Consider the following 12,435-nt stretch of genomic DNA (forward strand, 5'->3'; position numbering starts at 1 on the left):
TCAGGACCTGCCCGCGCGTTCGCTCAACAATTGTTCAAGCAGCTTTCGGATCTCGCGCTGGTCGCCTGACTGCGCCTCCACCCAGTCGCGGATCATCTGCTGTTCGGAACGCATGTGGGTGACAAGCCCTTGGATGCCCTCGGCCAGATTGGCCATGGCGGCAGTGGCGCGCTGGCTGGATTGCCCCTCGGCCATCGCCTCGCGCAGACGCTCGAAGGCGCGCTGAAGGTCGGCGACACTGACGCCACCCGACCCGTCACCCGTATTCGGGTTGATCACGGCCATGTCGTGCACGGTGGACGACAGCCAGTCCTCGACTTCGGTGTAGAAGCGGTTCTGCGCCTGGCTTGCCTGGAGGTCGAGGAAGCCCAGCACGAGTGAGCCGGACAGTCCGAACAGCGAGGACGAAAACGCGATGCCCATGCCGGACAGCGGCTCGGCGAGGCCGCGCTTCATGTCCTCGAAGATCGTGCCGAGTTCCCCCTGGGTCGACAGCGAATTGATCACTCGGCCCACCGACGTGACCGTTTCGATCAGGCCCCAGAACGTGCCGAGCAGGCCGAGGAAGACCAAGAGGCCGGTCAGGTAGCGGGAGAGCTCGCGGCCCTCGTCGAGGCGGGTCGCAAGCGAATCCAGCAGGCTGCGCATGGTCTGGGTCGAGATCGCCATGCGGCCGACCCGGTCGCCGAGCATGGTCGCCATCGGTGCCAGCAGGACCGGCATCCGGTCGACCGTAAGACCCGGATCGGCGAGCCTGAACGTATTGACCCAGCGCACCTCGGGAAACAGGCGGATGATCTGGCGGATCGCCAGAACGATACCGATAAAGCAGACCGCGCCGATGAGTCCGTTCAGGCCTGGATTGGCCATGAAGGCGATCATCACCTCACGCTGCAGCACGACGGCGACGAGCACAACCAGAGCCAGAAAGACCAGGATCCTGAGCAGGAAGATCCGCGGGGACGTGACCTTGAAGGGATCGAGTTCGCGGGCCATAGGCACTCTTGCAGCGGTTCACGGAGGTTCTGCGGACAAGGCTAACCCGCGCGCGCGCCGATGAGAAGCATATCGCTGTGGCTCAGCTGTGACGAAGCGCACCGCGCCCGCGCCCGAAGGCGCCGTAGCGAGACGCCAGTCTCAGCCCGAGGGCTGCAACCAGCAGGGCCACCGGCAGCACGTACCACAGGCTCATCGGCACGCGCTTGCCATTGGTGACCATGAAGCTGATCCAGATGAAGTGGGCGCCGCTCCAGTGCAGCCAGCCCCATGCTCGAGGCCCGAGCCAAGCGGCTGAGCGGTTGAACGAGGTCGCTGCCATGGCGGCGATCAGGAGATAGGCCGTCCCGCCGGAGATGATGTTGCCGAGATTGGTCAATTGCCAGAACAGCACGGGATCGCGCCGCACCAGCAGCACGAGCGCCACACCATGGATCAGGTGCGACACCGCAAAGCCGAGGCCGACCTGCCTCCGGTTGCGCCGGAGCCAGCGGGTGGGTTCGGATGGCCAGAGGCGGATGAGGCTGGAGGCAAGGAAGCTCGCGAGAAACAGCGCAAGCGAGGTTCGGGCGGTCAGCCGGATCGCGCTGCGCAATCCATCGGTATCGCCCCCCGCGACGAGGAACATCGCCACCGTGAGGCTGAGCAGGATCAGCGTGATCAGGCCAAGCAGCGGCCAGCCTTCGGTCAGATTTCGGGCATGCGGGATCATGCGGTGCCTCCTGGGCTCCGTGAGACAGGGGAGATGATGGGGGAGCGGGCCCCCTCGTCAGGTCGAGACGAGGGCCCTGGCGAGAAGCGTTCGACGCAGGAATAGGGTGATCAGCCAGCCGCCGAGGCTGAGCACGGTTATCTCGGCGATGAGCCCGCCAAGGATGAGCGCAGGCGGGAGATCGCCCGGCGCCTGCAACCAGATGCGGGCGCCGCCCGCGACAACCGATGCGGCGAGCGCCGCAAAGCTCAGGCCGGCTGCGACCGTCACCAGGATGGGGCGCCGCAGCGTCTCGTGATCCAGTGTTTCGCCCGCCGGCAATCGCCGCGCCGCCAGCCAGCCCGCGGCGCCGATGACCATCGCCGCCACCAGACCGTAGCGATCGACGAGCGGAATGAGCCCATCCAGGAGCGCGCCGCCGTCCGAAGGAGCGGCCAGGCCCAGAGTGCGCAGCCGCATGGCGAGGAAGGTCGCGGCCATCATCGTCAGCAGGGCCCACCAGAGACGCTCGGACTGGCGATCCAGCGCATCGAGGAGGTAATGGGACGCCATCGCTCGCGGCGAACCGAGCCGCGTCAGGACCCGCCGGACATCGTCCTCGCTCGGGGCTTCGCTGGCATCGAGCGCATCCTCGACATGACCGGCGATCTCCTCGCGCATGCGCTCGGCGAGGTGCGGATCGAAGCTCAACCGGCTGGAGAGGTCATCGAGATAGGCCTCGATCAGGCGGGCCATGGGCTGCCTCCTGTCACGACCGCATGGACGGCGCGGGCAAAGCGACCCCATGTCTCGCGCCGCTTGGCAAGAGCGCTGCGGCCGTCTTCGGTCAGGGTGTAGATCCGCCGCCGGCGCCCGAGAGCGGGATCAGTCCAGGCGCTGGCCAGCAGGCCGGCCTGTTCCAGACGATGCAGCGCCGGATAGATTGTCCCTTCCGGCAGGTCGAACGCCTCGCCGCTCATCCGCCGGATCGTCTCGATAATGGCATAGCCATGGGCCGGCCCTGCCTCGAGGGCTGCGAGGACGATCGTGTCGAGGTGACCCTTGAGCATCTCTGGTTCCATACCTAGAGACGCTATGCCTAGAGACGCGATGCATCAACAGGCAGGTGTTCACACTCTCGCGAGGTCGTGCGAGAGCCATGCTCATGACGCATGGCCGACCCAGCACTCCGGCCCGCTTGTGCGCCCCCGTGCCGGGTGCAACCGTGCCTTTCGTGACCGTCAAGGAGCTTCCGCATGGCCGCCGATCTGTCTCTCATCGAGAAGAGCGCAACTGACATTCTGAAGCTTCTGAAGAAGGAAGAGATCAGTCCGCTCGATCTTCTGGACACATTGGAAGCCCGGATTTCCGATGTCGACGGCCAGGTCAATGCGCTGCCGACGCTATGCTTCGACCGCGCCCGCAAACATGCCAAGGCGTTGATGAAGCGACCCAAGGAAGGCCGTGGCCTCCTCATGGGCATGCCCATTCCGATTAAGGATCTGACCGACGTCGCAGGTGTGCGCTCAACGCAGGGCTCGCCGATCTTCGCCGACCATATCCCCACGGCGTCCAACATCCTGGTCGAGAACCTTGAGGCCAGGGGCGGCGTCATCTACGCCAAGTCCAACACGCCGGAATTTGGCGCGGGCGCCAACACCTTCAACGAAGTGTTCGGCCGCACCCTCAATCCCTACAACACCAAGCTGTCGGCAGCCGGCTCATCGGGCGGCGCCGCCGTGTCGCTCGCCACCGGTCAGGCCTGGCTCGCCCACGGCTCGGACATGGGTGGTTCGCTGCGCAATCCCGCAAGCTTCTGCGGCATTGTCGGCATGCGCCCGTCACCCGGCCGTGTGGCCGCCAATCCGGGCGCCAAGATCGACTCGACGCTGGGTGTCGAAGGGCCGATGGCCCGCACCGTCGCGGACCTTGCCCTGCTGCTTGACGCCATGAGCGGCGATGACCACCGCGATCCTCGCTCGCTGCCGCTGCCGAAGCGAGGGTTCCGTGCGGCACTGCGCAGCGGCTGGAAGCCGAGGCGCATCGCCTATTCTGCCGATCTCGGCATCACCCCGGTCGACCCGGAGGTGCGCGCTATCACCCAGAAGGCGGCACAACGCTTTGCCGCTGCCGGTATCGAGGTGGAGGAGGCCCATCCGGACTTCTCGGAGGTGCACGAATGCTTCGGCACCTTGCGCGCCTATGCCTTCGCCGCGACCAAGGTCGAGCTCCTGCGCACCCACCGCGACCAGCTGAAGCCGGAGGTGATCTGGAACATCGAGAAGGGCCTTGCCCTGACGATGGAAGAATTGACGCGCGCCGAGAACCAGCGGCTGGCGATGCTCCAGCGCACGCTGACCTTCTTCGAGACCTATGACCTCTTGCTGACGCCGGCGACCATCGTCGCGGCCTATCCGGTCGAGCAGCGCTTCGTTGCCGAATGCGACGGCTTCACCTTCCCGGACTATGTCCAGTGGCTGTCGATCGCCTATGCGCTGACCACCGTGTCGTGCCCGGCTTTGTCGTTGCCGTGCGGCTTCACCTCCGATGGTCGGCCGGTCGGCCTGCAGATCGCGGCGCGGCCGCATGGCGAGGCGATGATCCTCGCCGGCGCCTCCATGCTGGAGGATATCCTCGCCCTTGATACGGTGAGGCCGATCGACCCGCGCGGCTGACGCGCGGGCCGGTCTGTCGACGATCAGAACAGCCAGCTGTTCGGATCGGCAATCGGCTCGCGCTTGTTGAGTAGCATCAGGCCGCGGATGATCCGCACCAGGAACCAGACGACCAGCACGGCAAGCAAAAGGAAGCCGATACCGACGAACATCAGCACGATGCACAGGATCGAATAGGCCAGGCTGATCCAGAAGGTGCGGATGATCCAGGTATAATGGGTGGCAAGCCATGCCGAGGCGGTGCCGCGGTTGATATAGGCCATGATGACCGCGATGATCGGCGTCAGCGGGATGATCGCGCCTGCAATGAACAGAACATAGGCCACCATCGCCATGGTGGTGGCTTCCACCACCGGCGTCTGATCCTGGGGTGGCATCTGACCGGGCTGCTGGTATGTCATGGGTCCTCGCAAGCTGCGACCGGCCTGCATTCCGGCAGGTGCCGGACGTCGAGCGCGGTCTATCGGCAGCAAGATGACCACCGGGCCAAGGTGCTTGCAAGCCGGGGAGCTACGTAAGGTGCCGCAAGCTCCGAAATCTTAACACTTTGTCGACCCAAACCAGTGGTTTTGGACCGGCTCCGGTGACCCTATGTTAAACATGAGCCTCCGGTTTCTGCGTGTGTCGGGGCTTGCGGTTGTTGCGTCTCGTTTTGGTTCTCACCGCTCTGGCGGCATTTGTGGCGGGCTCGGTGCCCGCTCTCGCCCAGCGGGACGTCAGGTCCTCGGCCATTCCCGATTTTGATCAGGTTGCCGTTAGTGCGCGCGGCCTCACCGGTCCCTATGTCGCCGCGGGCTTCGGCTATTCCATCGCCTCGCGCCGCGTCTTCTCGATCGTCGACAATTATGCCTGTCCCGGCACCGTCCTGCCGGGCTTTGGCGCGGTCCAGCTCAATGGCTCCAACGGCTGCCAGACCCATGCCGCGCCCGGCGGATTGTCGGGTCATGCCATCGTGGGCTGGAACATGTCGGGCGACAGCGGCTGGCTCTCCGGAGTGGAGATCGAGGGGCGGCTCGCCTCGGAAAGCGGCGAGGGCCGGCTCGGTGGCACAAGCCAGGTCTCGATCCCTGGCATCACCGGCTATACCAATACCGCGAGCGGCGCCTATCGCGCAGCGATCACCGGCGGTGTCGCGGCTTTCGGGCGCTTCGGCTACAATCTATCCGGCTGGGTGCCCTTCGTTCGGGCAGGGGTCGGCATCGCGCAATTCAGGGAGAGCATGGACTTTGACGCGACCGGATCGCGCTCCTGCACGCTGGTCTCGGGCCTGCCGAGCTGCACGTCAGGCGGCGTCGTCTCGTCGCGGCGGTCGAGCGTCCTCCCGTCCGCTTTGATCGGCGCCGGCCTGGAAATCCCATACGGCCGGTTCTTCGCCCGCATCGACGCGGAAGCGGAGGCCGCCTTCCAGCCCTCGCAGAACCTCATGCGCACGCTTGCCAACCAGGCGGTAGTGACCGTCACCGGCGGTTCGACGGGGACAGCGGCCTCGACGGTCGGGCAGGCGAGCCTGCGTTCGGAGAACTGGATCATTGCCCGCCGCCTGATGATTTCGGGTGGCTTCCGGTTCTGAGCCCGGACAGCTATGGTCAGCCCATGACAACACGCATGACCAAGCTCCCGTCCGGCCTGACGGTCGCGACCGAAACCTTCAGTCACCTCAAGACGGCCGCCATCAGCGTCACCGTCGGCACAGGCGGCCGAGACGAACTGCCTGACGAGCATGGCATCAGCCATCTGCTCGAGCATATGGCGTTCAAGGGCACGACGAAGCGGACGCCGCGTGGCATTGCCGAGGAGATCGAGGCGGTAGGCGGCGAACTGAATGCCGCCACAGGCTCCGAGAACACCTCCTATTTCGCCAAGGTTCTCGGCGGAGATCTTCCTGTTGCCGTCGACATGCTGGCGGACATCCTCACCGATCCGCTGTTCGATCCGGTCGAGCTCGCCAAGGAGCAGAACGTCATCGTGCAGGAGATCGGCGCCGCCGAAGACACGCCTGACGATGTGGTGTTCGACCAGTTCATGGCGTCGGCCTTTCCGGGCCAGCCGCTGGGCCGCTCTGTGCTGGGCACACCCAAGGCTGTCCGCTCGGCAACGCCGGCCAAGCTTCGCGCCTATATGAGCCGCTGCTACAAGGCGCCGACCACGGTGATTTCGGCGGCCGGCGAGGTCGACCACGACGCCCTCGTGGCGATGGTGTCGGAGAAGTTCGGGAGCTTCGTCGACGAGGCGGTGCCGGCGGTGGAACCGGGGCGCTACAAGGGCGGGATTGCCACCATCGGCAAGCCGCTCGAGCAGACCAACCTGGTCTTCGGTTTCGAGGGCATGAGCTACCGCGATCCGGACATCTACAAGGTCGGCGTGTTCACCAGCCTGCTCGGCGGCGGCCTGTCGTCCAGGCTGTTCCAGGACGTGCGTGAGGCCCGCGGCCTCTGCTACGAGATCCATTCGTTCCACTGGTCCTATGGCGATACCGGCCTGTTCGGCATTTCGGCCGGCACTGACCCGAAGGACGCGCCGGAACTGATGAACCTGACGCTGGACGTGCTGCACCAGGCGGTCGCCGGTGCCACGGAGGCGGAGGTTGCCCGCGCCAAGGCGCAGATGAAGGTCGGCCTGCTCGGCGCGCTGGAAAGCGCATCGGCGCGCACCGATCAGATCGCCCGCCAGATCCTGGTTTTCGGCGAGATTCTCGACCTCGACGATGTCGCGGCCAAGATCGAGGCTGTGACCGTCGAGGAGGTTCGCGCCGCTGCCGCCAAGCTGGTCGGTTCGTCGCCGATCACCTTCGCAGCCATCGGTCCGAAGCGTGGGCTGGACAAGGTGGCCCGTCTGGCGGAACAGTTCACCTCTTCCCATTAGGGCCGACCACTCCCCCTGGCCGGCGCGACCATGTCTTGCGATGAACACGGCGACCAGACCCTTGTCCCTGCTGCGCGCGGTTGGCCTTGCCTATGATCCGCCGGAGCCCATCGTGGCGCCGACGGTCACGTTGCGCGTGGCCGAGATGGCCGATTTCGAAGCCTGGGTGGCGTTGCGCGCGGCAAGTCGCGCCTTCCTGGTGCCATGGGAGCCGGCCTGGCCGCCGGACGACCTGACCAGGCCGTCGTTCCGCCGCCGCATCGCTCGCTATCGCCAGGACTGGCGCGAGGATCAGGGCTACGCGTTTCTGATCCATCGCCGCTCCGATGGCGCGCTGGTCGGCGGCGTCACGCTGACCAATGTCCGCCGGGGCGTCGCGCAGATGGTGTCGCTTGGCTACTGGATGGGCGAAGCCTTCGCCGGCCAGGGCTATATGAGCGCGGGCGTCAGGGCGCTGGTGCCCTATGCCTTCGGTCCGCTCGGCTTCCGGCGCATCGAAGCGGCGTGCCTGCCGCACAACCAGGCCTCACTCAGGCTTCTGGAAAAGGTCGGCTTCACCCGTGAGGGCCATGCTCGGCAATATCTCTGCATCAATGGCGAGTGGATGGACCACACCCTGTTCGCCATGCTGCGCGGCGACCCGCTGCGCTAGCGCCGGTCAGGCCGGGAGCCCGATCATCGCTCCGCCGATCTCGAAAGCCCACAGACACAGCGAGAGGCGTGCGGCATGCAGGCCGAAGCGGCAGGATGCCTGTGTGCCGGCACGGGCAATGAGCCGCTGGGCGACGGCCCGTGGTGGACGTTCGTCGGATCTGAGATTGGCCCAGATCTCAGTCGTCTCGGGGGCACGGGCGACAATCTGGCGAGCCCGCAAGAGCTGGAAGGCAGCGACGAGGGTAAAGCCCAGGGCGCCGATCTTCAGGGCCTGATCGATACTGGCGCCATAGACCAGCATGCAGACGACAACGCCGAAGGCGGTCAGGCCGGCTTCGCGCGCGGCCCATTCGAAGGCCAGTTGCTCGATACGTTCCATCCATCCCTCCAAAGGCATAGGACGAAAGTAGTATCGATCAGAAATGCTGCGTTGCACAAATCCGCGAAACTGCGGATAGTCGGCCGGTTGTCCGGCCATGCCCTCCGCGTCAGTCGACGATGAACAGCTTCGCGCCAGTCGGCGCCTTCGAGCGGTGGGCCTCGGCATTGTCGGCCACCTGATAGGTCATGCCGGGCTTCAGCTTGAAAACGCGGCCATCGGCCAGCGTCGTCTCCAGTTCGCCTTCGAGGCAGAGGATGACGTGGCCCTTCGAGCACCAATGGTCGGATTCATAGCCGGGCACATATTCGACCATGCGCACCCGAATGGGGTTGTCGGACGGTCCGAAGGTCTGGGTGCGCCACAGCGCGTGGCCGACGTCACCTGTGTGGGTCGTCGGCGCAATCGTCGACCAATCGACGGTGGTGAACGGAATGTCGGACATGCGCATGAGAGGGCTCCCGCGGAAAAGGCATCGCGGGATACCTGCCCTGAAACCACGCCCTGCGACAATCCGGATTGCCGCAGGGCGCGCCTGCCTCAGAAGAGGTGGATCAGGCCGGGCTTGAGCAGGCCGATCGCCATGAAGCCGAGGCCGACAATGCCGAGTCCGCCGGCGATCCAGCTCAGCACGATGGCGCCGGTGATCACTGTCGCGGAGGCCAGCACGATGCCGATCTGGAACGCGGCGGATGCGATTTCGAAGTCGTGGTAGCGCTTGTAGCTGACATCGCGCTTCTTTTGGGCGTCAAGCGCGCGGGCCGAAAGCTCGCGGCGGCCTTCCTGCGTCTCCGGCTCGGTTTCCCAGCGCTGTGCCGTGGCGCGCCAGGCATCGATCTGCTTGGTCATGGCAGCCTTCAGCGTCGCGTCGGTGACGGTGTCGCGGGTGATCGTCAGGTCGTCCGCGGCGGTGCGAACGGTGGTCTGCCGGATCGTCTTGGCCTGGAAGAAGGCCCAGAGGTTGGAGGCTTCCACATTGTAGTTCAGCGCGTCGGTCTGCGCGCTCTTGCCAGCCGTTTCGGCAATCGCCAGAAACAGCGCCATGACGGCAATGATCAGCGCGATTTTCTTGTTCGACGGATCAACGTGACCGTGTCCCGACATCTGATTCGTGCTCCCTGAAGCCCCTGAAGGGTGCCATTTCTCTGCCGCTTCGGAAGGCCGGACGCAAGCCGTAGATTCCCGCCTTTTGCCCTCGCGGCGCGAACGGCTTAAACAGCCATCATGACAATCTGGGGAAAACTGGGCGGGGCAGCCGCAGGTTTTGCGATCGGTGGCCCGATCGGCGCGCTGCTGGGCGCGCTGGCCGGCCATTTCATCCTGGACGAGGGCCTGCTGGCGCCGGACCAGAGGCCACCGCGCGAGACCATTGCCTTCACCATCGGCCTCGTCGCGCTGGCCGCCAAGATGGCCAAGGCCGATGGCGTCGTCACCCGCGACGAAAAGGCAGCCTTCCTGCGTCTGGTCGAGGTCGCACCGGGTGACGAGGCCCGGATCGTTGCGCTGTTCGATCTCGCCAAGCAGAGCGTCGCCGGCTTCGACGCCTATGCCCGCCAGTTGCGGGACCTCTTGAAAGACGAGCCGAAGGTCCTGGAGGATCTGATCGACGGCCTGTTCGGCATCGCCAAGGCGGACGGTGCGGTGCACGAGGCCGAGCTCGCCTATCTCTCGGAGGTCGCCAGGATCCTCGGCTTCTCCGACAATGCCTATGCCCAGATTAGGGCGCGCCATGTGGTCGAGGGCTCGATCGATCCCTACCGGATCCTCGGCATTCCGCCGGATGTGCCTGACGAAGCCATCAAGACGGCGTGGCGCTCTCTGGTGCGCGAACATCACCCGGACCGGCTGATCGGGCGCGGCGTGCCGGCCGAACTTGTCTCGATCGCAACAGCCAAGATGGCCGCCATCAATGAGGCCTATGAGGCGCTCAGGCGCGCCAGGGGATTTGCATGAGCGACCATTGCGATGATCACCACCATGAGGACGAGGGCCAGCTCGGCCGTCCGGATTCGGAGCTGGTCGGTGCTCTCTCCGCCTCGCCCAACCACGACGGCCGCAAGGGCTCAGGCGTCGATACCCTGATCATCCACTATACCGGCATGCAGGATGGCCTCGCCGCACTGCATCGCTTGTGTGATCCCAATCCGCCACGCGTCTCCGCCCATTATGTCGTGTTCGAGGATGGCGAGATCGTTCAATGCGTCGCGGAAGCGCGCCGCGCATGGCATGCGGGTGCGGGCTCCTGGGGCGGCCGAGAGGACGTCAACACTCGCTCCATCGGCATCGAGATCGTCAATCCCGGCCACGAATTCGGCTACAGGCCGTTTCCAGACGCGCAGATCGACGCGGTCGTGGCGCTGACGGCTGACATTCTCACCCGTCACGCGATCCCGCGCGCCAATGTGCTGGCCCATGCCGACATTGCCCCGACCCGCAAGACCGATCCAGGCGAGTTGTTCCCGTGGAGCCGACTGGTGGCGGTGGGTGCCGGCCTGTGGGTTCCGGCTGCTCCCCTTCAGCCCGGACCGAGCTTTGGCCCTGGCGAGGAAGGGCCGCCGATCCAGGCGATCCAGGCCCTGTTCGCCATGCTCGGCTACGGCATCCAGGTGACCGGCGTCTACGATCCGCTGACCGAGGCTGTCGTGACGGCCTTCCAGCGTCATTGGCGGCAGGATCTGGTCAGCGGCATCGCCGACGCCTCCACGCTGAAAACGCTGCGCGATCTTTTGGCGAGCCGATGATCCGCGTCGCCGACCTGTCACCGGAGCGCCGGACAGCCGTTCAGGCCGCGCTGGTGCCAGGGGAGGTTGTGCGGTGGATCGGACTGCCTGATCCATCGAAGTCGCCGGGCGGCGGCGGCCAAGGGTTCACCCCGGCCTATGTCTGGTTGGGAATTGTCGGCGTGTGGCAGGCAGGGGCGCTCACGGCTGCGCTGGCCTCGGGCCTCGCCGTTGCCTGGTACTATGTGGCGGTCGGCTGCGTCTTCATGGCTCTTGGCGGCCTGTTTTACCGGCGAGCCCTCGTCGAGCATCGGGCGGCGCAGGCCCGCCTCCACCTCGTGACCGACCGGCGCCTGCTGACGATCGATCTGGCCGATCTCAGGGCTAGCCTTGCGCTGAGCCCGGCCGAGATTGCCTATGCCGAGCCGACCTTCGGGCGGCAGGGCCATGGCGACATCGAGATCGGCCATGGCGAACCTGGCACGCTGGCGTGGGACATCGAGATGTTCCATCACATCCGGGGGGTCGGCGACGTCGAGGCGGCCATCAAGGCCCTGCGCCGCCTGCTGGCGGAGCACGGCAGGGTGCTTCTCACTGTCGCGCCCGATGATGACGATTGAGCAAGGCTCGGCATTTCCCTCGTCTAGCGGGCTTGTCGGGCGGTTTCCGTGGAGAATGGTCATGCGTTGGCCCACCGTCCTTGCTGCCGTCCTGATCAGCGGAACTGCATCGGCCCAGACCGCCATGCCGTCGGGCTTTGTCCATCTCGCCGAGGTCAATGCCTCGATCCGGCAGGACATCCGCTATGCCGGCTCGCGCAATTTCGTCGGGCGGCCAATCGCCGGCTATCGCGCGGCCGAATGTGTTCTGACGCGTGAGGCGGCTCAGGCCCTCGACCGGGTGCAGAAAAGCCTCGCCGCCCGAGGACTGACCCTGGTGGTCTGGGACTGCTACCGGCCCGCCAGCGCGGTCGCCGATTTCATGGCCTGGTCGCGCGATCTCTCCGACCAGCGCCAGCGCGCCATCTTCTATCCGGCGGTGGAGAAGCGCACGCTGACCTCGGACGGCTACCTCTCCGCCCGCTCCACCCATTCGCGCGGCTCGACCGTCGATCTCGGCATCGCGCCGGCCAGCGGCGGATGGCCTCCTTCCGGAAGTCTGGGGCCCGGCGCCTGCACGGCACCGGCCGCCCAGCGGGGCAACGAGGGCACGCTCGATTTCGGCACGGCCTATGATTGCTTCGATCCGCTGTCTCATGGGGCAGCGCGTGGCGTCGCGCGGGAGGCACAGGCGAACCGGCGCATGCTGGCGCTCGCCATGGCAGCACAGGGCTTCCGCGCCTACGCCAAGGAATGGTGGCACTTCCAGCTGCGCAACGAGCCGTTCCCGACCCAGACCTTCGATTTTCCGATCCCTCCGCGCGGCATGCGCTGAGACAGAGGCGGCTGCGCCCCACGC

The 12,435-nt window shown here is 65.9% G+C and carries 16 protein-coding genes; 8 read left to right on the forward strand and 8 right to left on the reverse strand.

Annotated elements, in window-relative coordinates:
- The 4 genes from E8L99_RS10005 to E8L99_RS10020 all read right to left on the reverse strand — a co-directional run bounded on the left by E8L99_RS10005 (position 1) and on the right by E8L99_RS10020 (position 2,757).
- Positions 1-996, reverse strand: coding sequence for a flagellar motor protein MotA (locus tag E8L99_RS10005; protein WP_137099394.1), 996 nt, complete (start codon positions 994-996; stop codon positions 1-3).
- A gap of 82 nt (positions 997-1,078) precedes the next feature.
- Complete coding sequence (locus E8L99_RS10010; RefSeq protein WP_137099395.1) at positions 1,079-1,708, reverse strand: hypothetical protein; 630 nt, start codon at positions 1,706-1,708, stop codon at positions 1,079-1,081.
- A gap of 57 nt (positions 1,709-1,765) precedes the next feature.
- Positions 1,766-2,443, reverse strand: a complete 678-nt coding sequence (locus tag E8L99_RS10015; protein WP_137099396.1) for an HAAS signaling domain-containing protein — start codon at positions 2,441-2,443, stop codon at positions 1,766-1,768.
- Positions 2,431-2,757 (reverse strand): PadR family transcriptional regulator, encoded by a 327-nt coding sequence (locus E8L99_RS10020; RefSeq protein WP_215907069.1) that lies wholly within the window; start codon positions 2,755-2,757, stop codon positions 2,431-2,433. Before E8L99_RS10020 ends, E8L99_RS10015 begins: the two co-directional genes overlap by 13 nt.
- 186 nt (positions 2,758-2,943) lie before the next feature.
- Between E8L99_RS10020 and E8L99_RS10025 the strand changes: the two genes are divergently transcribed.
- Positions 2,944-4,362 carry an amidase gene (locus E8L99_RS10025; protein WP_137099398.1) on the forward strand — a complete coding sequence of 473 codons (1,419 nt, stop codon included), beginning with the start codon at positions 2,944-2,946 and terminating at the stop codon, positions 4,360-4,362.
- Between the two features lie 23 nt (positions 4,363-4,385).
- Here the strand turns inward: E8L99_RS10025 and E8L99_RS10030 are convergent, their stop codons facing one another.
- The gene (locus E8L99_RS10030; RefSeq protein WP_137099399.1) at positions 4,386-4,763 is read right to left on the reverse strand and encodes a DUF4870 family protein; all 378 of its coding nucleotides are present in this window, start codon (positions 4,761-4,763) and stop codon (positions 4,386-4,388) included.
- A gap of 236 nt (positions 4,764-4,999) precedes the next feature.
- On the opposite strand from E8L99_RS10030, the gene E8L99_RS10035 reads away from it, so the two are divergent.
- The 3 genes from E8L99_RS10035 (at position 5,000) to E8L99_RS10045 (ending at position 7,876) form a co-directional block, all read left to right on the forward strand.
- Entirely contained in the window at positions 5,000-5,932 is a 933-nt protein-coding gene (locus E8L99_RS10035) for a hypothetical protein (RefSeq protein WP_137099400.1), read from the forward strand.
- Between the two features lie 23 nt (positions 5,933-5,955).
- Positions 5,956-7,224 carry a M16 family metallopeptidase gene (locus E8L99_RS10040; protein WP_137099401.1) on the forward strand — a complete coding sequence of 423 codons (1,269 nt, stop codon included), beginning with the start codon at positions 5,956-5,958 and terminating at the stop codon, positions 7,222-7,224.
- A gap of 61 nt (positions 7,225-7,285) precedes the next feature.
- Entirely contained in the window at positions 7,286-7,876 is a 591-nt protein-coding gene (locus E8L99_RS10045; protein ID WP_137099402.1) for a GNAT family N-acetyltransferase, read from the forward strand.
- Positions 7,877-7,882: 6 nt separating this feature from the next.
- Here the strand turns inward: E8L99_RS10045 and E8L99_RS10050 are convergent, their stop codons facing one another.
- From E8L99_RS10050 to E8L99_RS10060, 3 genes are all read right to left on the reverse strand, one after another.
- On the reverse strand, positions 7,883-8,257 hold the full coding sequence (locus E8L99_RS10050; protein ID WP_137099403.1) for a hypothetical protein: 375 nt from the start codon (positions 8,255-8,257) through the stop codon (positions 7,883-7,885).
- A 109-nt stretch (positions 8,258-8,366) separates the two neighbouring features.
- A complete protein-coding gene (locus E8L99_RS10055) occupies positions 8,367-8,708 on the reverse strand; it encodes a DHCW motif cupin fold protein (RefSeq protein WP_137099404.1) in 342 nt (113 codons plus the stop codon).
- Positions 8,709-8,797: 89 nt separating this feature from the next.
- Positions 8,798-9,361, reverse strand: coding sequence for a DUF4337 domain-containing protein (locus tag E8L99_RS10060; RefSeq protein WP_137099405.1), 564 nt, complete (start codon positions 9,359-9,361; stop codon positions 8,798-8,800).
- A 120-nt stretch (positions 9,362-9,481) separates the two neighbouring features.
- On the opposite strand from E8L99_RS10060, the gene E8L99_RS10065 reads away from it, so the two are divergent.
- The 4 genes from E8L99_RS10065 to E8L99_RS10080 all read left to right on the forward strand — a co-directional run bounded on the left by E8L99_RS10065 (position 9,482) and on the right by E8L99_RS10080 (position 12,411).
- Positions 9,482-10,210 (forward strand): TerB family tellurite resistance protein, encoded by a 729-nt coding sequence (locus tag E8L99_RS10065; protein ID WP_137099406.1) that lies wholly within the window; start codon positions 9,482-9,484, stop codon positions 10,208-10,210.
- On the forward strand, positions 10,207-10,998 hold the full coding sequence (locus E8L99_RS10070) for a peptidoglycan recognition protein family protein (RefSeq protein WP_137099407.1): 792 nt from the start codon (positions 10,207-10,209) through the stop codon (positions 10,996-10,998). The genes E8L99_RS10065 and E8L99_RS10070 overlap by 4 nt, the downstream gene beginning before the upstream one ends.
- A complete protein-coding gene (locus tag E8L99_RS10075; RefSeq protein ID WP_137099408.1) occupies positions 10,995-11,597 on the forward strand; it encodes a hypothetical protein in 603 nt (200 codons plus the stop codon). Before E8L99_RS10070 ends, E8L99_RS10075 begins: the two co-directional genes overlap by 4 nt.
- Positions 11,598-11,658: 61 nt before the next feature.
- Positions 11,659-12,411 (forward strand): M15 family metallopeptidase, encoded by a 753-nt coding sequence (locus E8L99_RS10080; RefSeq protein ID WP_252511322.1) that lies wholly within the window; start codon positions 11,659-11,661, stop codon positions 12,409-12,411.
- The last annotated feature ends 24 nt before the right edge of the window (positions 12,412-12,435 follow it).

The sequence above is a fragment of the Phreatobacter aquaticus genome (genome assembly GCF_005160265.1).
GTDB classification, from domain to species: domain Bacteria; phylum Pseudomonadota; class Alphaproteobacteria; order Rhizobiales; family Phreatobacteraceae; genus Phreatobacter; species Phreatobacter aquaticus.